Consider the following 24,775-nt stretch of genomic DNA (forward strand, 5'->3'; position numbering starts at 1 on the left):
TGATATAAAAAATATATATGTGATTTCTATTGACATTTATACGTGTTTTTATTATAATTCTAAATAATAGAATGTAATTTTAGGAGGAACTAAAATGATAAGTAAAAATCTGGAAAGCATGTGTCATCATAGGTAGTGAGTTTGTGCAGTTATGGTACAGACTCATGTTGAAATGATTAAATTGAGTCTTGCCTGTGATGCTTTCGGAATTTTTTTAACTTTAGTCCTTTTAAATAAGCTCTCAGGGAACTGAGAGAATTTTTTTTATTATAATCTTAAGGAAAGGAAGGTAGCTATGAAGAAAATAATCTTATTATTAATATTTCTGCTGAGTATACTGATGTGTTCCAAGAAAGAGGACGGTCAGACTGAAGCAACTGCCGGTGAGCAAAAGCTTCCTGATAAAATAATAGTCGGGCTTGATGACACATTTGCACCTATGGGATTTAGAGATGAGAAAGGCGAGCTTGTAGGATTCGATATTGATCTTGCGAAGGCAGTAGCTGAAAAACTTGGTATTGAAGTACAGTTTCAGCCGATAAACTGGGATTCAAAAGAAATGGAGCTGAAAAACGGAAATATTAATCTTATATGGAATGGTTTGTCAATAACTGAAGAAAGAAAAAAACAGCTTTTATTCTCAGTGCCTTATCTGGAAAATTCACAGATAATACTTGTGAAAAAAGATTCTCTTATTAAGACTAAAGAAGATCTGAAAGGCAAAATAATAGGAACACAGAGTAAAAGCAGCGGTGAAGATGCAGTTCTTGCTGATCCTGTTAATTCAGAGCTGAAAGAGCTGAGAACATATGATACTTATGATCAGGCATTCTTAGACCTGGATGCCGGAAGAATAGAGGCAATAGCAGGTGATGAGGTACTGGCAAGATTCATAAAAGCTAATAAAGAAAAGAAAGAAGGCAAAGAATTATACACTATTCTTGAAGGCAGCGACTTTGGAAAAGAGGAATACGGAATCGGAGCAAAAAAAGAAGATACATACTTAATTGAAAAAATAAATGAAACAATAGAAGAACTAAAAAAAGACGGTACATATAAAAAGATATACGATAAATGGTTTGGTGCAGAATAGGAGAAAAAATGAGCGAATTATCTATTTTTATTCAAATTCTAAGTTCATTGCCTAATGTGATAATAGTTTACACTGTTACGGCTTTGATATCGCTTCCGCTTGGTATAATCGGAGCATTGGCCTATACAGGTAATTCTGTGATCATAAAAAAAAGTATATCATTTTACACATGGATATTCAGGGGAACACCTCTGATACTTCAGTTATTCTTTATATATTACGGACTGCCGACGCTGACTAATAACGCAGTAGTCCTTGACAGAATGCCGGCTGCACTTATTACATTCATAATAAATTATACTGCATATCTTATAGAGATAATAAGAAGCGGACTGGAAAGCATTGATAAAGGTCAGGATGAGGCTGCCAAAGTACTTGGTTATTCATATTTCAAAAAAATATGGTATATTCTTCTGCCGCAGGCAATCAGAAGAGTACTGCCGTCACTTGGAAATGAGGCAATTACACTGGTAAAGGATACTGCACTTATATACATAATCTCATTAACGGAAATATTAAAAACAACCAAAGAGATAGCCAGCAGATATTCCATAATAACTCCGTATTTTTACGCCGGACTGATTTATCTGGGACTTAGTTTCCTTATAGACAGAATATTTAAAAATATGGAGAAAAGAAATAAGGTGAGAGTATAGCCATGGACATTATAGAAATAAGAAATATAAACAAAAGTTACGGTGAAAACAGGGTTTTGAATGATATTTCACTGAAAGTGGCAAAAGGGGAAGTAGTTTCCATTATCGGACCTTCGGGAAGCGGAAAGTCGACACTGCTGAGAAGTATAGCTGATCTTGAAACAGTAGACAGCGGAAGTATACTTATAGAAGGTTACGATATAACTGAAAAATCTATGGATAAGAAGGAAAAGAAAAAAATACTTTTGAAAACCGGCATGGTATTTCAGAATTTTAATCTTTTTCCTCATATGACTGTAAGAAATAATATAGCAAGAACCTTGAAGGTAGTAAAAAAAGCATCTGCTAAAGAAGCTGATGAAATAACAAAACAGATGCTGGCAAAAGTGGGACTTATAGATAAAATAGATAATTATCCAAATGAGCTGTCAGGCGGTCAGAAACAGAGAGCTGCAATAGCGAGGGCTATGGCGCTTGATCCAGATATTATGTTATTTGACGAGCCGACCTCGGCACTTGATCCTGAACTGGTAAAAGAGGTTCTTGATCTGATAAAGAAGCTGAGAGATGAAAAAACTACAATGTTAATAGTCAGCCATGAAATGAAATTTGTAAAAGAAATTTCCGATAAAGTAATAGTTATGGAAAAAGGAAAAATACTTGAGGAAGGAACATCTGGAAAAGTTTTTGAAAATTCTTCTTCTGAAAGAGTAAGGGAATTTTTGAAAAAGTAAAGATGTAACAAGATTATGAAGAAATCTTTTATAGTTACAATCACTGACTCAAAAGGAATCAAAAGTTATAAATTCAGTCAAAAAATAAAAAAGATAGTCTCTATGCTGGGAATTTCCGTAACAATATATCTGTTAATTTCTATAATTGCTTTATTATTTCTTGGAGGGTCTTATCTAAAAAATATAGATATTTTATCCCAAAACAGCGAACTGAGAAAATTTAAGAATGATTATGAAGAGGAACAGAAAAGGGAACAGGAAAGAGAAAATAAAAAAGCTACAATGAGCAATCTGAATGAGGTATCAAAAACAAAAAAAAGAAAAGTGCTTACAATGATACCAAATTCATATCCTGTAAAACCGGATACAAGAGTAACAAGTCCGTTCGGCGGAAGAATACACCCTATAGCAGGTGTGCAGAAAGATCATAAAGGGATTGATTTCGGAACAGGAATGAATGCTGATATATTTTCTACTGCTGATGGTATAGTAAGCTTTGCAGGACAGCAAAACGGATATGGAAATGTGGTAATAATCGATCACAGCTTCGGGCTGCAGAGCTTTTATGCACATTTGGATTCATATTCGGTAAAAACAAGGGAATTTGTAAAAAAAGGGCAGGTAGTAGCCAAAAGTGGAAATACCGGTAACAGCACCGGGCCGCACCTGCATTATGAAATAAGATTCTACGGGGTGCAGCTTGATCCTATGAATTTTATAAAATGGAGCGAAGATGATTTTGAATATTTATTTAAAAACGAGAGGAGTATAGAATGGGAGTCTTTTCTAAAGGAAATAATATGATTTCGGAAACAAATATAACAGTAATATCACAAAATACAGAACTGAAGGGTGATATAGTAACTGAGGGAATAATACAGATAGAGGGGAAAATAGACGGGAAAGTAGTTTCTAAGGATTCTGTAATTATAGGGACAGACGGTATAGTAAACGGTGAAATTTATTCAGAGGAAGCTGTAATAAACGGAACTCTTCTGGGAAAAGTAGAAGCTACAAAAGTAAAAATCGGTGAAAGAGGAAAAGTAAACGGTACAATAATATCAGAAGTATTTGCAATATCTGAAGGCGGAGATTTTGAAGGTGACAAAAAAATGAGAATCAAAAAAGCAGAATCATCATATTCAGATGTAAGTTCGGAATTGTCTTAAAATAATGAGAGGTGGAAAAGTTGGCAAAACACATAGAAGTAAAAAATCTGACTAAAATATATACAAATGTGGACAAAGAATTCAAAGCTGTGGACGATATTTCACTGTCAATCAATAAAAATGACATTTATGGAATAATGGGACTGAGCGGAGCAGGAAAGTCAACTTTTATCAGAATGTTAAACAGGTTAGAGGAACCAAGCTCCGGAGAAATCTATGTAAACGGAGAAAACATAGTAGAATTACCCAAAAAAAGGCTGTTGGAATATAGAAGAAAAACAGGAATGATATTCCAGCATTTTAATCTTTTAAGCTCAAGGGATGTAAAGGGAAATGTGGCTTTTGCCCTTGAGCTGGCCGGATGGCCGAAGAATAAAATAGAACCGAGGGTAGATGAATTACTTGAATTAGTGGGGCTTGAAGACAAAAGAAATGTGTATCCAAGCCAGCTGTCAGGCGGTCAGAAGCAGAGAGTAGCAATTGCACGGGCATTGGCAAATTATCCCGAAATTCTGCTTTCAGATGAAGCTACAAGTGCTCTGGATCCCAGAACTACAGTCTCTATTCTGGAGCTGCTGAAAAATATTCAGAAAAAACTGGGACTGACTATAGTACTGATAACCCACCAGATGGAAGTAATAAGAAAGGTATGTAACAGAACTGCTATATTGTCTGACGGAAAACTGATAGAAGAGGGAAGCACAAAGGAAATATTCCTGAATCCCAAGAATGAGCTCACAAGAGAATTCGTATCACATATAGCACCTGAAACAGAAAATAAAAAAGAAAAAATGAAAATAACAGGAAAACAAATGCTGAAACTGAATTTTCAGGGAGAACAGGCTGAGAAACCTTATATATCAGACATGGTAAAAAAATACGGACTGGATGTAAATATTCTCGGCGGTACTATAGATGAGCTTGCAGATGACAAGGTAGGCCATCTTTTGGTAGAGATTCTCGGGAGTGACACAGATAGAAACAGTGCGATAAACTGGCTGAAAGAAAATAAGATAGAAGTGGAGGAAGTATAATGCAATTTGACTGGGCTGAATTTTTTAATTTTGGAAATATGCTTATTCCCCTCTGGGAAACCGTATATATGGTTTTAATATCTATGTTTTTTGCACTGCTTATAGGAATGCCTCTGGGAGTCCTTCTTGTAACAAGCTCTGAAAATCATATTGCACCTAACAGAAGTCTGAATAAAATTTTGGATATTATCCTTATTAATATTACAAGATCAATTCCTTTTATTATATTAATGGTAGTATTGATTCCTATAGCAAGAGGCATTATAGGAAAATCATTCGGGAATGAAGCGTTTATTGTTTATCTGGCACTTGGCTCGGCTCCGTTTGTTGCACGTGTAATAGAGGGCGCTTTGAATGAGGTAGACAAGGGGCTGATAGAAGCTTCAAAATCACTGGGAGCTACTAATTTTCACATAATAACAAAGGTGATGCTTCCGGAAGCACTTCCGTCTTTGATACACGGAATGGTACTTGCTCTTATAACACTCATAGGATATTCTGCAATGGCAGGTATAGTAGGCGGAGGAGGACTTGGAAACCAGGCGGTAGTAGCCGGTTTTCAGAACAGCAATCCTGCTATAATATGGAAAGCAACACTGATCATTATATTATTGGTACAGGTAATACAATTTTTTGGCAACCTTATAGTAAAAAAAATATATAAAAAACGAGGGAAATAGGAGGTAACAAAATGAAAAAATTTTTAATAGGAATTCTGACATTGGGTGTAATATTTTCTTGCGGAAAAAAAGAAGAAACACCTGCAGCTGATACAGGAAATCCAGAAGCACAAAAAGAACAGAAACTGGTAATTGGGGCAACACCAACACCGCATGCAGAAATTCTAGAACAGGTAAAAGAAGAACTGAAAAAAGAAGGAGTAGATCTTGAAATAAAAATATTTGATGACTATGTACTTCCAAACAGACTTCTTGGAGAAAAAACGCTGGATGCGAACTATTTTCAGCATGTTCCTTATATGGAAGAATTTGCACAGAAAAATAATATGGAGCTTGTTGCAGTAGCAAAAATACATGTGGAACCGCTTGCTGTATATTCTAAAAGTGTTAAGGATTTATCTGAACTGCCTGAAGGTGCAGATGTATTAATTCCAAACGATCCTACTAACAGAGGAAGAGCATTGATATTACTGGATAAAAGCGGAATAATTAAATTAAAGGATAACCAAAAACTTGACTCTACAATTGAGGATATAGCTGAAAATCCTAAAAAACTGAAAGTTACAGCATTAAATGCCGATCAGATTCCAACAAGACTTGGTGAAGTTGGGGCAGCAGTAATTAATGGTAATTTTGCAATGAAAAATAATCTGAATCCGCTTACAGACAGCATATTTATCGAAGATAAGGATTCACCTTATGCAAATGTGATTACGGTTCTAAAAGGAAATGAAAATGACGAGAGAGTACAGAAATTGGTAAAAGCACTTCAAAGTGAAAAAATTAAAAAATTTATTGAAGAAAAATATCAGGGATCTGTAGTACCGGCATTTTAATAAAATAAAAAATCAGAAAGAGGTTTTCCAAATTCTTATCTGATTTTTTTTAAAACTTTTTATCTAGTGTAGTGTTCTGGTCATAATCAGCTAAATGTTTAATAATTACGGCATTGTTACTGGTTTATATGATTTCTGCCGTGCAGAATGATAAATTAATCAAAGTTTTTTTACTAATTGTGAGCAGGACACTGCACTAAAGATAAAGGATTTAAAGATATTCTATACAATGAAATACTTATAACAGGAGGAAAAAATGAAAAAGATATTACTGGGAATACTAATGGGGGCATTTTTGCTTTCATGCGGAAACAAAGAGGATACAGCGGCAAAACCTGAAGGGGAAAAAGTTCTTTCGGTAGCAGCTACGCCTGAGCCTCATGGTGAAATACTGAAAGAAGCAGTACCGCTTATGGCAAAAGAAGGTATAGAGCTTAAAGTGGAGATTTTTAATGATTATGTAATGCCGAATAAGGTTCTTACGGAAAAATCCGTTGATGCAAATATATTTCAGCATAAGCCGTTTTTAGATAACTATAATGAGAAAAACGGAACAGATATAGTGGATGTGGCAAGAAGCTATACAGCGCCGCTTGCACTCTATTCAGACAAATATAAGGCTCTTGGCGAGCTGGAAGACGGAGCAGAAATTTTGATAGCAAATGATCCTACGAATCTGGCAAGATCATTGATACTGCTGGATAAAAACGGTATTATAAAATTAAAGGACCCAAATAATGTTGTAGCTACACTTGAGGATATAGTGGAAAATCCTAAAAATCTGAAAATAACAACAATAACAGCGGATCAGATAGCAATAAGATTAAAAGAAGTGGGTGCAGCAGTAATTCCGGGAAACTATGCAGTGAAAAACGGGCTTAATCCAAGAGAAAGTCTAGCAGTAGAAAGCAAAGATTCACCATATGTTAATATTATCGCAGTATTAAAAGGAAACGAAAATGATGAAAGAATACAGACATTAATAAAAGTACTTCATAGTGATGAAATGAAGAAAATAGTCGAGGAGAAATATCAAGGTTCAGTAATGCCGACATTCTAATGTTTTAAAGTTCATTTATTCTGATTATATAAATGAACTATGATAACAGAAAGCCTCTTCAAAAAAGAGGCTTTCTTTATTTCATATTTTTTGTATATACATATTTTGTCGTTTGGAAATTATGCAAATAATTGAGTTCAGGTACAAATTATTAAATTTGAGATCATTGATTTTTGCTGAAAAATTTGATAAAATATAGGTGCAAATTTTATAGAAAGGGAGTTTTATAACTTGAAGAACTTAAAAATATTACTATGTTCATTAATTATTTCGGTATTTTCATACGGGTTCGAAGCACCGCAAATATACAAAAATAAAGAAATGAAAATAGATGGTTATGAATTACTGGAAAGCGATATAACACTGAAAGACGGAAAGCCTGCTAAAATGGCAGTTTATTACAGAAATACTGATGATAACAGTATGGATACATTTTTCAATGTTTACGAACAAAAAGGAAGCGAATATAAACTCATATTACAGTCGGAAAAAAACTTTAAATACAGCTATGATTTTATTAAAGAGCTTGATACTTATAAAAATAATCTGACAGCTACTGTAAATGGCAATACTGACGGATTATCCGAAAACGAGACAAGGGAGATAGAGGTCTTTGATACTTACAAGCCAGAAGAAATGAAGTTTGAACTGAAATATGATAAAAATGCACCAAAATTTGACGATTTCTTATTCATAAAGAAAACAGTCGATGTTAATTCAGAACCGGTTCTTACATCAGAGGTTATCGAGACAGTAAAATATCCTCAGAAAATAAAAACTACATCTTTGATAAAATCAAATATCAACGGTGAATGGTATGAAGTAATACTTGCTGACGGTAAAAAAGGATACATTCCTGTTTCGGAAAATGTAGAGAAGAGAAATTTCAAATGGAGTGCAATGGTTGATAAAATGGATATAGTAAATGATTTTATCAGCGAAACACTAAAAAAAGAACAGAAGCTATATACAATAAGTGCTTATGCACCTCTTTCGAGGGATTACTACGGTGAAAAAGATAAATTTAATAACCGTCCCAACCAAAGTGTAAAAGGATTTATCAGCCCGGATTCAAAAGAGTATATTAATATACCCGACAGGACAATATTCAGAATAATTTCTGAAAAAGACGGTTTTTATGAAATCGAAACTCCGTTTTACGGCGGTCCTTATTATATCAAGGCAAACCCGAATACTATAGCAGAGGAAACAGAGCTTAAGGATATAATCAAGCATTTTATCGTAATAGATCCTGACAGCCAGTCAGAAGTTATAGTGGAGAAAGCTGATGATAAGTGGAATGTAATAACATATTCTTTTGTTACAACGGGAAAAGATAACGGATACTCATCTTATGAAACACCGCATGGTGCATTTTTGGTGGCATACAGCAAGCCTGTAATGCAGTATACAAGAAACAGAAAAAAAGACGAGACAGAAGTAGCAAAACACTTAAAGGTAGCTTCAAGAGACGATCTTGTAATATCAGGCGAAGCACTCTACGCGGTAAGATTCAGCGGAGGAGGATATCTTCATGGTATTCCTGCAACGTACGGCGGCGGGACAGCAGCCAAAAAAGCTTATACAGGACAAAAAATCGGAACTTATAAGGAATCACATAAATGCGTAAGACATTACGACGATCAGATAAAATTCGTATATGACTGGCTGGGAGATGCTTCTCCGAATGATGAAAGAGGTCATAGAAAACCAGTTACGCCTACAGTTGTAATTGTATTATAAAATACTGCCCTGACTTATGAAAATCCAGATACAGGGTAGAAGTAAGGAGGTATAACCGTGAAAAGAAAAATTGCTGTTCTTTTTATGCTGTTTTCTCTTATGATATTTTCAGAATTACTGAAAGTACCGGACAAATATAACGGCTCTAAGATGGAACTGGACGGATGGAGCCTTAATGAAAAGAAAATTGACTTAAATCAGGACGGACAGGCAGATATACTTTTAATATATTACAAAGTAGTATCTACTAATGTAGTTACCAATTATGTTTCATATATAAATCAGGGAAATGACACATATAAAAAAGATTATCAAACTGAAAAAGTATTTCCTACAGATACATTTGGAAGTGAATTTGGTAAATTTACAAATGACTTTATCGCCAATTATTTTGAATATAAAGCTGGCAAGAAGACAACATCAGCCACTCAGACTCCAGTGAAAAAACCCGAGGAAACTGTAAAGAAACCGGAAGAAAATACAAAGAAACCAGAAGAAACACCTAAAAAACCGGAAACAGTCCCGGCAGAAAATCCGGAGAAACAGCCTGAAAATACACAAACAGCTGAAACACCCGGAGAAACAGGATATAAGGTACTGGAACAATACAGTGATAAAAAGCCTGATAACATGACCTTTAATCTAAAATACAATAAAAATGCACCTAAGGATCTGGATAATTTTGTTTTTGTAAAATCTGATGTAAAAATAAGAAAGGCACCAAATTATCAGTCAGAAATTATTATTAATGCAAAATATCCCGAGAAAATAAAAGTTCTGAGAAAACTGGACAGAAACAGTGTTAACAGCGAATATGACTGGTATGAGGTAGAGCTTTCGGATAAAAGAATCGGATATGTATATGCAGACGGTGTACTAAAAAGAGAATTTAACTGGAATGAAATGGCAAACAGAATAGATAAGACAAATAAATTTCTGAATCAGGCCTTTAGTGAAAAAAAGGATATATACGTGGTAGATCAGTATGTAGCCCTAAGCAAAGATGTAAATACCCCTAAAGATAAATTCGGAAACAGGGAAAATCAGAGTATAAGAGGCTATACAGCACCTAACTCAAAGGAATTCATAAATATTCCCGACAGGTCTATACTAAAAATACTTGATGAGAGCGGCGGCTTCATAAAGGTGGAGACATTGGCATACGGAGGACCGTATTATATAAGCTCTTCCAATAAGACAAAGCTGAAAAATGCCAATATTACTGCTGAAATAAACCGTTTTATAATAGTGGATTCCGAAAGTGAAAATGAAGCAGTAATGGAAAAAACAGACGGAAAGTGGAATGTAATAACTTACTCTTTTGTTACTACAGGAAAGGATGACGGAGCTTCTTCATATGCAACGCCGTACGGTGATTTTCTTGTTGCATATTCAAAACCTGTGATGGTTTATACAAGAAGAGCCAGATCAAATGAGCAGGTAGAGGATAGTAAAAAGATTGCCGGGAGAACAGATGTGGTAATAGACGGAGAAGCTGCATATGCGGTGAGATTCAGCGGAGGAGGATATCTTCACGGGATTCCTGCTTCTTACGGACCAAACAGAGATGCAAGAAAAGCAACAACTGCAAAAAAAATAGGAACATACAGAGAATCACACAAGTGTGTAAGACACTATGATGATCAGATAAAATTTATTTATGACTGGCTTGGGAATTCTACTCCGGGGGATAAAAACGGATACAGAGCTCCTAAAGAGCCGACTTTGGTAATAGTAATGTAAAAAAATACTAAAATATAATACTGCTGATAAACAGAAATTATGATAAAATAACAATAATTTTGTATTTTTAAATAAATATGTTTTGATGCAGTATTTTTATTTGAGATTTTAATATGGAGGAGTATAAAATGAAAAATATTTTGATATTGGTTTTATTAGCATTATTAATATCTTGTAACAAATCTACAAATAATTTTCCCAAAAAAGAGGAAGTTATTAAAAAGGGAGAGACAGATAATACTGTATCAGCTGAAAAAGAAAAAAAAGAGGAGCCGGAAATCACAGAAAAAGGCGGAGAATTAACAATAACTTTCAAATCGGAGACTGAAGAAGAAGAAATATATGTAATAAGTGCAGTAGAAAGAAAGAGCAAAGAGAGTAATCCTTATGTAAAGGAAGAGATGGAAAGCAGACTTAATGAAGACGAAAAATTTTATCTGTTAACTGTGAAAATAAAAAATGGCGGTGAAAATCCTTTAGTAAATATCAAACCTTCTCATTTGCAGGTAGAAACAGAGGAGGGCGTGCTTTATAAAAATACTACGGATTATCTGGCTACAGGTGAAGTAGGTTCCATGAAGGATTCATATGAAATTGAGGTTATCCCTGCCGGAACAAGCCGTGAAGTGAAGTTAAATTATAGAATAAAGGGGGAACCGAAGTATCTTGATTTTATTGCAGATAACAGAATAATCGGCAAACTTCTGCTGAAATAGACGGATTACAGATATGGGCATAATAGATTATGCTCATTTTTATTTATATATTTTCTATATTTATGATATAATATTATAATAAATCTACAATCGGAGGAAAGATGTATTTAAAAGCATTAGAGCTGAACGGTTTTAAATCATTTGCCGAAAAGACTGTAATAGACTTTACTAACGGTATTACATCAATAGTCGGACCTAACGGGAGCGGGAAGAGTAATATTCTTGATGCAATTCTTTGGGTGCTGGGGGAACAGAGCTATAAGAGCATAAGGGCAAAGGACAGTTCAGATGTTATATTTTCCGGCGGGAAAAACAGGAAAGCCAAATCAGTGGCGGAAGTAAGTCTTATCATAGATAACAGCGACAGATATCTCGATATAGATTTTACAGATCTGAAAATTACCAGAAGAATATATAGAAGCGGAGAAAATGAATATCTAATAAATAACAGAAAAATTCGTCTGAAAGATATAAATAATCTGTTTATGGATACCGGAATAGGAAAGCAGGCTTATTCCATCATAGGGCAGGGAAGAGTAGAAAAGATTATCAGCTCCACTCCCAAAGAATTAAAAGAGCTCATAGAAGAGGCAGCAGGTGTAAAAAGAGCCAAAACAGAAAAAGAAGAATCCGTAAAAAAGCTGAATGATATTCAGAGTGAAGTGGAGAAAATAGAATATGTGGAAAATGATCTTGCCTCAAGAGTAAGCATATTAAAGGAACAGAGTGATAAAGCAAAGCTTTATAAAGCACTTACAAGAAAGATAAATACTTTGAAGCTGATGACTGTAAACTATAACATAAATCAGAAAAATATCGATAAAAAAGATATGAAAGATAAAATCGAAGCATTAAATGAAAAAATAAAAGAAGTAGAAAACGAATTTTCTGTAAAAGAGGCGGAATTAAGAGAAATAAACCAATACAGGGAAAATTCTTATACAAGGCTTCAGGAAAAAAAAGATGCTAATATGGAGATATTCAAAGAATTGGAAATATTGAAAAATAAGATTTCCGAAATTAATAACAGGTCATCTAATCTTGAGGTGGAATTCCAGGAAAAAGGTAAAAGAAAAGACAATATAGAAAATGAATTAAAAGAAAAAAATCTGGTACTTGAAAATAGTAAAAAAGAGCTTGATGAGATAAAAAAAGTATTTGATGAAAAAAATAACGATAAAAATAACCTTGAGAAAGAACTGGAATCTATAAAGGAAGAAAGCCTTGCAATTGAAAAAACTCTTGAAAGCCTGAGCAGTGAAAATAGAAATTCTGAAATAGAAAAGATAAAACTGAATGGCGAGCTTGAAGATCTGGAAAAAAGGATAAATCTCGCCAAAGCAAGGGTAAACTCTATTTTAAAAGAAAAAGAAAAAATACTTGAAGATTTTGATAAAATAAGTGCAACAATAAAAAAGTATGAGGAAGCTTCTTCCAAAAACAGTGAAAATCTTGAAGAAAAAAAACAAAAGCTTAAGATAAACAGTGAAAAGCTTCAGGAAATACAAAAAAATAAGGACCTTATACTAAAAAAGCTTAATGAGCTGAATTATAAAAATACAAATTTGTCAACTAAAAAAAGAGCCATAGAAAATATTATAGAAAATAATGAAACATTCGGCAGATCAATAAAGCTGATATTAAATAAAAAAATTGACGGTGTTTTGGGTGCATTTGCCAATTTAATAACAATACCGGAAGAATACCATTATGCTGTGCAGATATTATCGGGAAGTAATTTTCAGGATATAGTTACGGATAATGACGGCACTGCCAAAAAGTGTATAGAAATATTAAAGAATGAAAAAATAGGAAGGGCATCTTTTCTTCCGCTGGAAACTATAAAAACCGGAAGATTTATAGACAAACTTCCTGCCGGAGAAAATATAGTCGGGTTTGTAAGAGATATAGTCAGTTATGATAAAAAGATAGAAAAGGCAGCTTTTTTTGTATTTGGCAATGCTATTCTGGTAAAGGATCTGGACAGCGGACTGAAAATACTGAAAAATGGTTTTAATGACAGGATTATTACTGTAGACGGTGAACTGATAACTTCAAGGGGAAGAATAAGCGGCGGTTTTAAAACTAAAGGTAAAGACGAGCTTTTTGAAAGAAAAAAAGAACTTGGAGAAATAAACAGCTCACTTGAAAGCTTAATAAAAGAAACAGAGCTGTGTACAGCAGAAATAGAAAAGGCAGAAATCCTTGAAAAAAAGACAGCTGAACATATACAGGAAGAAAGAATTATTCTTCAGGATTTGGAAAGCAGCAACAGAGATTTTAACAACGAATTTGAAAGTGCAAAATCTGAATACAGCAGAAGCAAGAGAGAACTGGACACTGTTAATTTTGAAGAAAATGATAATAAAGAGTTTATAGAAAAACAAATTTTGAAAATCGAAGAAAATAAAAAAATAATTTCACAGATTGATCTTAATATTGAAAATAATAATAAGCTTATTATTGAAACAGCTGAAAAAAAGGAAAAAATAAAAGATACAGGGGAGCTTACTGCTAAGCTTAATGAAATATCCATAGAAAGTGCCATATTAAATGAAAAATTTATGAATTATAAGGCGCGATATGAAGAAATCAGCAGTGAATACGAAAGACTGAAGAATGAGAAGCTGGAACTGGACTCTTTCTTTTCTGAAAACAGAAATCTGAAAGAAGAGTTGAGCGTAAAAAATAAAGAGATACTGGATACTATTAATAAAAAAGATAAGGAGAATTCAAAGCTTCTTGAAGAGATAAAGGAGCTTGAGCTGGAAATAAGAAAACTGGAATCAGGCGAAAAAGAGTTGATAAGTAAGGTAAAGGATGTAGAAACAAAAATCATTCTGAATAAAAACGAGCACGTAAAATATGTAGAAAATTTTACAAAATTAACCAAGGAACTGGAATATCTCGGGCAGGAATATGAAGAAATGCAGTCAGAGGAAATTAATGATGAAGAGTATGAGGAAATATCCGATGATAATATCCTGGCAGCTACAAGAAGAAAAATGTCGGTTAATGAAAAGTCAAGAATGGATATAGGACCTGTAAATCTAGCTTCTATAGAAGAATATGAAAAAGAAGAGGAACGATACAGATTATTATATGAACAGAAAGAGGATCTTTTGAAAAGCAGGGAGTCACTCTTCACGCTTATAAAGGATATAGAAGGTGAGATAACCGAAAAATTTTCATATGCTCTAAAAGAAATAAACAGCAACTTTGTTTATATGTGTAAGGAAATACTTAATAATGCCAAAGGGGAAATAAAAATTCTGGATGAGGAAAATCTGCTCGAAACCGGTCTGGAATTAAGTGTAAAATATAAAAATAAACCGGAGCAGACTTTGCTGTTATTATCCGGCGGGGAAAAATCAATGCTTGCGGTCTCATTCATTATGGCAATATTTATATTTAAGCCTAGTCCGTTTACGTTTTTTGATGAGATAGAAGCAGCACTTGATGATGCTAATACTAAAAAGATAGTGAAACTTCTTAATGAGTTTACAAATAAATCTCAGTTTATTCTTATTACACATAATAAAGAAACAATGAAAGGATCCCACAGACTTTACGGAGTAACTATGAATAAGGAAATAGGGGAATCTAGAATAGTAAGCGTGGATATATAAATATTTATTATTTATCTGCCGCCAAGATACAGATATAGAATATTTTATAGTTTAATCATTTTTTATTTTAGAATATAAAAAAAAATGATATAATGTAAATTAATTTCAGGAAATAAAAAATAGATATATAAGGAGTTAGAGTATGAAGTTAAAAAAACTGATTTTGACAGTAATGGTGTTTATATTTTCTGTCATTTCATTCAGTGCTGAAAATGATGATGTATATGAAGTAGCTAAGAATTACCCATATAAAGACAGTCCTCTCATGGCAACTGTTTTTGGAACACCGTCAAAAGACTGGTATAAATTTAATAAAACAAAGCTGCCTAAAAAGGATCATGTGAAAGCAACAAGGGAGAATATGCCTGAAATATTGAGAAAATGGACAAATTATGATTATAATATCTGGATACAGAAAGAAGAAGCTCCTCTGATGATAATCATATCAGGAACAGGATCTACATATGACAGCTCTCTGTCGATGTATCTGGGAATGATGTTCAATGACAACGGATATAATGTAATTGCCATAAGCTCTACAAGTACGCTGCCTTTTATAGTAAGTCAGGGGCAGAATAACTATTCGGGCTATCTTAAAGATGATATAAAGGATGTATATAGCATACTGCAGGGGATTATTTCAAAGTATTCCGGTACTATGAAGGTATCTGATGTATATGTTACAGGATACAGTCTTGGAGGCTTTCAGTCTTTGCTTCTTCATGAATACGACAGTGAACAGAAAAAAATAGGAATTAAAAAATCATTGCTGTTAAGCAGTCCTACAGACATATTTAAGGCTTCACAGATTTTGGACGGATACCTTGTGAAAAACGGAATATATGATGCTGAAGGAATAGAGAAATATTTTGATTCTATATTTCAAAAAATGCTAAAGAGTAAAGATATAAAGCTGGCTAATTTTGATATGAACAATCTTCCTGAATTAATGAAAGGTCTGGATTTATCTGACAGAGATTTAGGAATACTTACAGGGCTTCTGTTCAGAGTTTATTCAGCCAATCTTACATTTACCGGTGATGTGTTTAACGGCGGAGGAAGATTGGTAAAACCGGGGAAAGTTCCTGCAAGGTTTGACAGTGTAACTAATTATTTTCTGGATGGTTTATCAATATCATATGATGAATATGCTTCAGAGATATTATATCCGTATTTAGTAAAAAATGGAAAGTTCAGCGGAAGTTACAATGATTTTCTCATGACATTTTCCATGAAAAACAGTGAAGAGTTCATAAGAACACATAATGAAGATATTATTTTTGTTACATCACTGGATGATATACTGATAGATCAAGCTGATATTGCTTATATAAGAAGAACTTTTAAAAACAGGGTATTTTTTCCGTATGGAGGACATACCGGAATATTATGGCATGAAGATGTTGATAAAATATTACTGGAAAAGTTAAAGGAGGAGTAGTAATGAAGAAATTTATGTTGGTAGGCTGTCTTTTATCAGCAGCAATGGGTTTGAATACTGCTTTTTCCAGCAGCCATACTGATCAGATAGAGGTAGAATTTAATAAGAATAATATATATGAAGAATTTACAGATGAAATAGAAATTCCAAATTCCGACAAATATTTTGTTAATGAAGAAACTGAACCGGATTTGATCATTGATGAAGGAAAAGTAGAAAAGATAGAAAACTATGTAGTAATTCCAAAGGATGATTTCGGAATTCTGGCAAGTAATATAAAATATCCTGATGAAGATTATATAATAGCGGACAAGGTATTCAAATTTACAGATATAGAAGACAGTCTGGAACCGTTTAACAGAAGAATGTACGCCTTTAATACAGAAGTAGACCGTTATGTATATATACCGATTACCAGCGTATATACTGCCTTTGTTCCGAAGCCTATCAGAGTGGGAATAAATAATTTCTTTGTAAATCTGGGAGAAATAACGACTACATTTAATTCAATATTGCAGCTGAGACCGGATAAAGCACTAAATTCAATAGGGCGTTTTGCTATAAACAGTACAATAGGTATCGGCGGAATATTTGATGTTGCTAAACATGCAGGACTAAAAAATGATCCTGAAACATTCGGAGAAACTTTGGGAGTATACGGCGTAAATCCGGGTTCTTATCTGGTAGTACCTCTTACAGGGCCGACAACAGTAAGAGATGGAGTAGGAATGCTGGTAGATGGTTATGTTTCCGGAGAAATACAGAATGAAATTTTTGACAGCACAATTTATGAAATAGGAATAGAAAAAAATATATTTTTCCCAACTAAGACTACAGCACAAGGGCTAAATGCACGTGCAATGGTAAAGTTCAAATATGGTGATATGAATTCCCCGTTTGAATATGATCTGGCAAGAGCTTTTATATATAATTACAGACAGCTGCAAATAGGAAAATAAAAATACAATAAAAATAAAATGAAGTGTATCTCAAAGGTTAGACAATTCTAACAAATAGAGATACATTTTTTTATAATACTAACAATATTGAAAATTTTATCAGTATATAATAATTTTTATATAACATTGACTTTTTTCTTTAAGTTTAGTAAAATATGGTATATCTATTATTATCTAAAACACATAAGAAAGTAGGTGTGAAAAGAATTAAAGTATTTAGAAATAAAAGGATAGTATAATTGAAAAAAATTATCAGGAGAAAGATTATGAATAAAAATAAAAAATTATTAGTTTCATTTGCAGCTATGAATGCATTGCTGCCGGCATATGTAAATGCCGGACAATCTGCATCTGGTATAAAATATGACAGATTGTATAACAATATGGTAAAAAATATAAAAGCAGGAAAATCAAACAATAATAATTATAAACTTATAGAAAAAGTATTGAATAAAAGAAATAAAGAATTAAAAGATCTGTATCTTCAGAGTGACTATATAGTAAAGCCGGAATATCTTGAATGGCAGATATTTTTCAGCGGGTTCTATCATGAAAATGAAAATAATGATAACACTAGTGAAAATGCCCGGTACCATTCTAAAGTAGAATACGGGACGTCAGGCTACTATAATGCAGACGGGGAGTATGTAGTAACAGGTATAGAGCAGAGTGTGATCGGAAAACCATATCAGCCGCTGCAAACCGGTAAAGAAATAGATCTGGGTGTTTCCATACCGATAAAAGGGATTACAAGAGATCCTTCAGCTCTGAATCCTGTAGCTCCTGCTGAAATAAATGTAAGTCCGGGAATTTTTAATGTGACGCCACCTCAGAGTGCAAATGTACCTGTTGTAAATACGCTGATTTTTCAGCCTATTACACCGGAAGTAGAATCACCGACTCTTACTTCAGTACCTGTTATTACAGTAAAAGGTGCAGGAGGAGGAAATTCGGACGGAGCTTATTTTTATCAGGGCGGTTCCAGTCACGCAGTAATAAGTCAGTGGGATATGATAACGGGAGATATTAATATAAGAGCCACTGCTTTTCAAAATTACAGCTATACTATGAACAATGCAACGGGAACAATAAGTTTATCCGGACAAAGACTAAGTCCCGGAAGCTCGACGGTTCCTGGTGCGTATACTTCAGCAGCTCTTCCGTCTTCATTGATAACGCAATCAGGCGTATCAATGCAGGGATTCTATAGAATAGTAGGAGCACCGGTAGTAAGACTGGGTGCCGGAGTAACATTCACACTTGAAGGAGATAACAGTGCACTTTCATTATCGCAGCATATTCTTCATTATGATGCACATGGAGAACAGGCTTCGACACTTGATTGGCTTGAAACAAATGGAAGAATAAGCGCAGCTGAAAAAACTGAATTTACAAAATATGTTCCAAATACAAATTCAACGTTTTTTCAATATGTAGTAAATGAAGGAAAAATGAATCTGGTGGGAAGAGACGTACTTGCGGTAAATCAGCAGGGACATACTTATTCCGGCGATACACCTGTTTCAGTTTTTGCAAATAAAGGAGAAATAACAGGGTTAAATGATCTGACAACAAGCGGCTATACTTCTATGAGACAAACCGTATTTGCATTTTTGGAATCTGGGAATACGCCGGGAAGAGAACAGATTTTTGATAATACTGCAAGCGGTAAAATAGAACTGAGAGCACCTGAAAGTATTGTATATAACATAGGAAGCAATTATGACAGAGTACATAGTGCCAGCTTTTTTAATTCAGGTTCGATAAAAATGTACGGTCTGAAAAATGTGGGTGTTTATACTGCCGGAGCATATACCGGTTACAGTCCGTCTGCAGGTTTGGCAAAACCGGGGAGAATTGTATTTGACACACCAATAGAAATACTGGGTGACCAGTCTATAGGTATAGATTTGGAAAGACCAATAAACGGTGCCCAGAGTAAAATAAACCTGAAAATCGGTGGTGAAGGAAATTCATATTCCGGAAATGCAGGAATCGGATATGACCCTTCATTGGTAGAAGAATCAACAGGATTATATTATAAATTAACTGCAGGCGGCGCAAATACACTTGTAACGCTTGATGATTATCTTATAAAAGCAGATTCTTACTCTAAAAAGAGTTATCTTGTAAGAGTAGAGGACGGGACATTAACATTAGGCGACGGTAACAGTATAAATAATTCAGGTAAAAACCAGCTTATAGAAAGTGACGGAGGAATAGAAAACGTACTTTTAGCAGCAATAGGAAAAACGGCAAAGCTGGTAACAGACGGAGATATAACTGTAAATGCATTAAACGGTGTAAGACAGACAGGTATTTATGCAGGAGATTTTTCTACTACACCGAGCAATGGCGGAGGAAAAATAGAATTTGCCGGAAAACTTAATGTCAGCGGTGATGCTTCAAAAGGTATAGTTGTAGATAAAGCAGGAACGAGCTCTGCGACAGGAGCATCAATTGTTAACAGCGGTGAAATGTCTGTTTCAGGAGGAAGCTATTATGACAGCGTGCTTAATAAAACAGTAGGATCTGTTGGAGTAATAGTAAACGGACAGTATTCGAAATTTGAATCTTCAGGAACAGGAAGTACTCTTAATGTCGATGTAGCTGATAAAGAATCTACTGCTATTTTTACAAATGACGGTATTGCTGATATAACAAACGGAAATATCAAGACTTCCAACGGAGCATTTAATTTATATTCAAAAGGAAGCACTGCATCAATCAAACTTACTGATACTTTTCTGGAAACAGGACAGAAATCATTATTATTTTATAGTGAAAGTAACGGTAAATTTGATTTGAATAATGTAACAGCCCGTATAAAAGGCGGAACAAATGCCGGTGACAGAGGGACGGCATTCTATTATCAGGGAACAGGCGGAAGTATTAATGCTACGGCAATTGAAAATTATATAAAAAATATGCTTAATAATACACAGGGACAGCTGACGCTTGATATGGAAAGCGGATCAAGACTGTTTATTCTGGATAATGTAGCAGTGGATCTGAGCTCTGCTGCCGGAGCGGTAGGATCTTTGGGAATTAATTTTACTCCCACATCAACTGATTATAAAACTTATATGATGTATAAAAGCTCATTGGGAATTGATCAGAATATAGATCTGGATTCTGCTTCTGATGCATACAATGCCCTTGAGATTGCGACTTCAAGTATAACAAATAACGGAAAATCAATAACAGGGAATTTAGCAGGCAATGTAGCAATAGCACAGGAAAATGGACTGGATGCATCGGGAACTCCTCTTGCAAGAAATATGGTTACTCTTACAAATGACGGAGGTGTTATAAGCCTTGGCGGAGCAAATTCTGTCGGAATGTATTCTAGTTTTGGAGAAATATACAATAAGAATAATGCTAAAATAACTGCAAGCGGTGATAATTCAATAGGAATATATGCTGTAAACGGTGCAAAGGTAGAAAATCAAGCCGGTTCGGAGATTACGATAGGAAAGAGCGGAACAGGAATATTTGCTGAAGGATATAAACAGGGAACTGCACAATCATTTGGTGATGGAAAGCTTGATATCAAAAACAGCGGATTAATAAAATCTGGAACCGGGTCAGGAGCTGTGGGAATATTTCTTAGTAATAATTCCGGAGCTGCTAAATCAGATATAAAGCTGGATCTGGACAACGGAGTAATAAATTTGAAGGATTCTGAAAATGCAGTAGGTGTTTATGTTGACAAAGGAACTGTTACAGATAATGCTTCTACGATAACTGTAGGGAAAAATGGAATTGCATTTTATGCCAAAGACAGTGATGTTACTTTGAATGGAACGACAATAAATCTGTTTGGAGATAATGCACTTGGATTATATCTGGATTCGCCTTCAAGCTTTACAGGAACTGGAAATATAAATATAGACGGACAAAATGCAGTGCTTTTTAACATAGTTTCAAGCGGTGTAACAATAACTAATAATTTTACGCTTGGTACAGTTACATCTGGTTCTACTTATTCTATCGGGAATATTACTGGTGGAGAAATAGAATATACTGGAAATACAACATTGGGTAACAACGGGACTATGATGGCAGGTATAAATTCTGCTATATATCTAAACGGTTCTGTTATAACAGCAGCTCCGGGAGCAGTGAATACAGCTGCGATGGCATTAGACGGACAGTATGGAAGTGCTGTGTCTTTCCCTACAATGTCTTTAAATACAGACGGGGAAAATGCCGGAACAATAGCTTTGGGAGATAGTTCCATAGGTATTTACGGTAAAAATAGTTCAAGATTAAGCAATAAAGGTACAATAACAATGGGAACAGGATCTGCGGCAATATCTACATCAGGAGCTGGTTCTACAGCAGTAAACAGCGGGCAGATAAATCTGGGTGCTAAGTCTCAGGGAATATATATGAAAGACGGAGATAAAATAAGCAATACATTAACAGGGAAAATAGAAAGTGACGGAGAATCTTCAATAGGAATTTTCGGTAATAATATATCTTCTTCTATAGAAAATGACGGGCTTATAAATTTATCAGGAAACAGTACAATCGGTATTTATACATCCGGCGGAACAGCAAAAACTGTTACCAATTCCGGAACAGGAATTATAAATATCGGGAATTCAGTATCTCAAGATGAGCCGGGAGTGGGAATTTTCAGTCAGACAGCGGGAGATACTATAATTAACGCAGGAACAATAACAGGCGGAGATAATACAATCGGAATATTTTCACAGGATGCAGCAGTAACAAACAGCGGAAATATGAGCACAGGCAGCGGCGGGACTGCAATATATGTACGAGGCGGTTCTTTAAATATGGCTGGCGGAACGATAACTACCGGCGGAAATGGTTCTATAGGAGTATACGCTTCTGATTTAACTTCTCCAATAGTAAATAATACTGTCTTTAATATGGGAAGCGGTACAGACACTAATAATGCTTATGGTTTTGTATTCACAGGAACTATTGCGCCCGATTTTACAAATAATGCGGCTGCAGCTATGGATAGTAACAGTGTATTTGTTTATTCCAAAACCGGAGGTCTGATAACAAACAATGCAAATATAACAATGAACGGGTCAAATAATGTGGCCTATTATGTGGAACAGGCCGGAGCAGTAGTAAATAATGCACAGATAAAAGGCGATACCGGAGTAGCAAATATCGGAATATTTGGAAAGGGTATTTATGACAGTCTTGGCAATCTGGTTTCAGAAGGAAGCATAAGAAACACATCTGATATATTACTGGGTGACTCAAATCTTATAGAGCTGACTGATCAATACGGACAGAAATATAAGAGCGGATATTCTGTAGGAATATACGGGGAAGGATCAAGTGTACAAAATGACTCTTCTGCGTCAGTAAAAGTAGGAAAAGACGGAATAGGAATATACGTTAAAGATGCACAAAGCAGTTCGGTAAATCACGGAAATATCATAGGAACTGGCGATAATTCAATAGGAATATTTGCAGATAATACAAAAATAGAAAACTACGGGACAATAGATATGACAGGGGAAAATGTCATAGGTATAGCAGTAAGAAACGGTGCAGAACTTCTGAACAAAGGGACAATCAAAGTAAACGGAAATAACGTATACGGTATTTATATGTCAGGAGAAAACACAGTAGTAAGAAATGAAGGAAATATAATAATAAGCGGAACAGGACTGGGAATCGGATATACACCAAATATAAACATAAATAACATTCATGATACAACCGGGACAACAACAGGTTCCACTTCAAAATATTACGAGCTTCCGGAAATGCCTACACTGATTAATTCGGGAGTAATAAATATCGAATTGGGAAGTAACTTTAATTATGACGGGGTTAAGGTAATAGTAAAAGTAGACCCTTCTACAAATACACCTACTACAAATTCATCAAATCAAGTTGGATTTGGCGGTACAATACCGGATAAATTTGAGATAACTCCTGATTTTTCACAGGGAACATCAGCAGACAGATATATACTGGAAAATATCTTCATGGGACAATCAGGAAGAGGAGAATATATCTCTCAATCCTTAACATGGGATGCAACAGCTCAGGGAAGTAACATGGTAATGACAAGAAAATCTTATACTGATTTTACAGATGGTTTGTGGTATGAAGATTTTGGACGTGTTCTAAATGAGAATTATGCTTCTTCTACAGGTGACGGACTGAAAATATATGATAAGATTGACTATATAACTACAGAAAAAGATTTTAGAGATGTAATGGCAAGTCTTGCAGGAAATGTGTATGCGAATATCAATCAGAGAGAGGAAGATATTGCCAGAGCTTTTGAAAATTCACTGGATCTATTGTCAAATTCTGTAAATAATACAAAAGAAAATGTAAAGATAAATGTAATAGCCGGAAAAGGAAAACATAAAGACGGTACAGACGGAGTAGTAGGATATGATTATACAACAACAGGTGTACTTGCCCTGCGTGAAGTAGAAAGAACCTACAGACATACATTTGGATATTCACTGGGTTATTTACATACAGGATTTGAGTTCAGTGACGGAAATGAAAGTGAAGAATGGGTAGATACGGTTCAGCTCGGAGTGCATAATAAATATAATGCCGGCGGATGGAAAGTAAGAAATGATCTTACAGGAAGAGTAAGTATCCATAATATAGACAGAAATATAGACTGGCCTTCTCCGAATAAAAGATCGGAAATGAACGGATCATATGAAACATACTCTGTAACCTCAGACAATATACTGGGAAAAGAGTTTGAAATAGGAAAACAAGTCAGCATAACTCCGTACGGTGCTTTCAGAGCAATGTACGTAACAAGACCTTCATTTGAAGAAAGCGGTCTTGAAAGACTTGAAGTAGAAGGAAATGACGCATGGAGTGCAAAACCAAGAGCAGGAGTAGAGCTGAAAGGAGCTGTACCGCTTGGAAACAAGAACAGCTGGCAGCTGAAAGGATCACTGGATGTAGCTTATGAGTACGAGCTTGCAGATTTGAATGAACGGGAAAAGGCAAGACTCGCAGCTGTAGAAAATGATTATCATAAGCTGTCAAATCCTGAGGAAGAAAAAGGAACATTCAGAACAAAAGCTTCTATTGGTGTGGAAGTAGAAGACAGATACGGAATATTCCTTACAGGTGAATATGCTAAAGGGAATGACAGTCAGGATGATTACAGAGCAGGATTAACATTAAAAGCAGTATTTTAAAATGATAAAAATGAAGATGAGCCTTACGGCTCATTTTTTATGTAAAAAAATTTTAAATTTACAAAAAATAAAAAAGCCGGTCAAATATATTGACACGG

General features: G+C 34.7%; 16 protein-coding genes. All 16 read left to right on the plus strand.

The features are described from left to right. Window positions 1-295 precede the first annotated feature (295 nt). The 16 genes from STERM_RS10415 to STERM_RS10490 all read left to right on the plus strand — a co-directional run bounded on the left by STERM_RS10415 (window position 296) and on the right by STERM_RS10490 (window position 24,677). Window positions 296-1,093 carry an amino acid ABC transporter substrate-binding protein gene (locus tag STERM_RS10415; protein WP_012861566.1) on the plus strand — a complete coding sequence of 266 codons (798 nt, stop codon included), beginning with the start codon at window positions 296-298 and terminating at the stop codon, window positions 1,091-1,093. 8 nt (window positions 1,094-1,101) lie between these two features. Next, complete coding sequence (locus STERM_RS10420) at window positions 1,102-1,749, plus strand: amino acid ABC transporter permease (protein ID WP_012861567.1); 648 nt, start codon at window positions 1,102-1,104, stop codon at window positions 1,747-1,749. An 8-nt stretch (window positions 1,750-1,757) separates the two neighbouring features. Continuing rightward, window positions 1,758-2,483 carry an amino acid ABC transporter ATP-binding protein gene (locus STERM_RS10425; protein WP_041310710.1) on the plus strand — a complete coding sequence of 242 codons (726 nt, stop codon included), beginning with the start codon at window positions 1,758-1,760 and terminating at the stop codon, window positions 2,481-2,483. Window positions 2,484-2,498: 15 nt separating this feature from the next. Continuing rightward, window positions 2,499-3,287, plus strand: a complete 789-nt coding sequence (locus STERM_RS21250) for a M23 family metallopeptidase (protein ID WP_012861569.1) — start codon at window positions 2,499-2,501, stop codon at window positions 3,285-3,287. Next, window positions 3,257-3,652 carry a bactofilin family protein gene (locus tag STERM_RS21255; RefSeq protein WP_012861570.1) on the plus strand — a complete coding sequence of 132 codons (396 nt, stop codon included), beginning with the start codon at window positions 3,257-3,259 and terminating at the stop codon, window positions 3,650-3,652. Before STERM_RS21250 ends, STERM_RS21255 begins: the two co-directional genes overlap by 31 nt. A gap of 20 nt (window positions 3,653-3,672) precedes the next feature. Further along, the gene (locus STERM_RS10440; protein ID WP_012861571.1) at window positions 3,673-4,686 is read left to right on the plus strand and encodes a methionine ABC transporter ATP-binding protein; all 1,014 of its coding nucleotides are present in this window, start codon (window positions 3,673-3,675) and stop codon (window positions 4,684-4,686) included. Continuing rightward, window positions 4,686-5,366 (plus strand): methionine ABC transporter permease, encoded by a 681-nt coding sequence (locus STERM_RS10445; RefSeq protein WP_012861572.1) that lies wholly within the window; start codon window positions 4,686-4,688, stop codon window positions 5,364-5,366. The genes STERM_RS10440 and STERM_RS10445 overlap by 1 nt, the downstream gene beginning before the upstream one ends. An 11-nt stretch (window positions 5,367-5,377) precedes the next feature. Then, complete coding sequence (locus tag STERM_RS10450; protein WP_012861573.1) at window positions 5,378-6,202, plus strand: MetQ/NlpA family ABC transporter substrate-binding protein; 825 nt, start codon at window positions 5,378-5,380, stop codon at window positions 6,200-6,202. A 256-nt stretch (window positions 6,203-6,458) separates the two neighbouring features. Then, window positions 6,459-7,262 (plus strand): MetQ/NlpA family ABC transporter substrate-binding protein, encoded by an 804-nt coding sequence (locus STERM_RS10455; protein ID WP_012861574.1) that lies wholly within the window; start codon window positions 6,459-6,461, stop codon window positions 7,260-7,262. A gap of 231 nt (window positions 7,263-7,493) precedes the next feature. Beyond that, window positions 7,494-9,005: a L,D-transpeptidase family protein gene (locus tag STERM_RS10460; protein WP_012861575.1), complete on the plus strand. Its 1,512-nt coding sequence runs from the start codon at window positions 7,494-7,496 to the stop codon at window positions 9,003-9,005. Between the two features lie 57 nt (window positions 9,006-9,062). Further along, the gene (locus tag STERM_RS10465; protein WP_012861576.1) at window positions 9,063-10,748 is read left to right on the plus strand and encodes a L,D-transpeptidase family protein; all 1,686 of its coding nucleotides are present in this window, start codon (window positions 9,063-9,065) and stop codon (window positions 10,746-10,748) included. A gap of 128 nt (window positions 10,749-10,876) precedes the next feature. Further along, on the plus strand, window positions 10,877-11,464 hold the full coding sequence (locus STERM_RS10470; protein WP_012861577.1) for a hypothetical protein: 588 nt from the start codon (window positions 10,877-10,879) through the stop codon (window positions 11,462-11,464). A 101-nt stretch (window positions 11,465-11,565) separates the two neighbouring features. Next, the gene (gene smc / locus STERM_RS10475; RefSeq protein ID WP_012861578.1) at window positions 11,566-15,093 is read left to right on the plus strand and encodes a chromosome segregation protein SMC; all 3,528 of its coding nucleotides are present in this window, start codon (window positions 11,566-11,568) and stop codon (window positions 15,091-15,093) included. A 142-nt stretch (window positions 15,094-15,235) separates the two neighbouring features. Further along, on the plus strand, window positions 15,236-16,534 hold the full coding sequence (locus STERM_RS10480) for a hypothetical protein (protein WP_012861579.1): 1,299 nt from the start codon (window positions 15,236-15,238) through the stop codon (window positions 16,532-16,534). Window positions 16,535-16,536: 2 nt separating this feature from the next. Next, a complete protein-coding gene (locus tag STERM_RS10485) occupies window positions 16,537-17,493 on the plus strand; it encodes an MlaA family lipoprotein (protein ID WP_012861580.1) in 957 nt (318 codons plus the stop codon). Between the two features lie 266 nt (window positions 17,494-17,759). Next, window positions 17,760-24,677: an autotransporter domain-containing protein gene (locus STERM_RS10490; RefSeq protein WP_012861581.1), complete on the plus strand. Its 6,918-nt coding sequence runs from the start codon at window positions 17,760-17,762 to the stop codon at window positions 24,675-24,677. Window positions 24,678-24,775 lie beyond the last annotated feature (98 nt).

Source organism: Sebaldella termitidis ATCC 33386, assembly GCF_000024405.1.
Lineage (GTDB): Bacteria > Fusobacteriota > Fusobacteriia > Fusobacteriales > Leptotrichiaceae > Sebaldella > Sebaldella termitidis.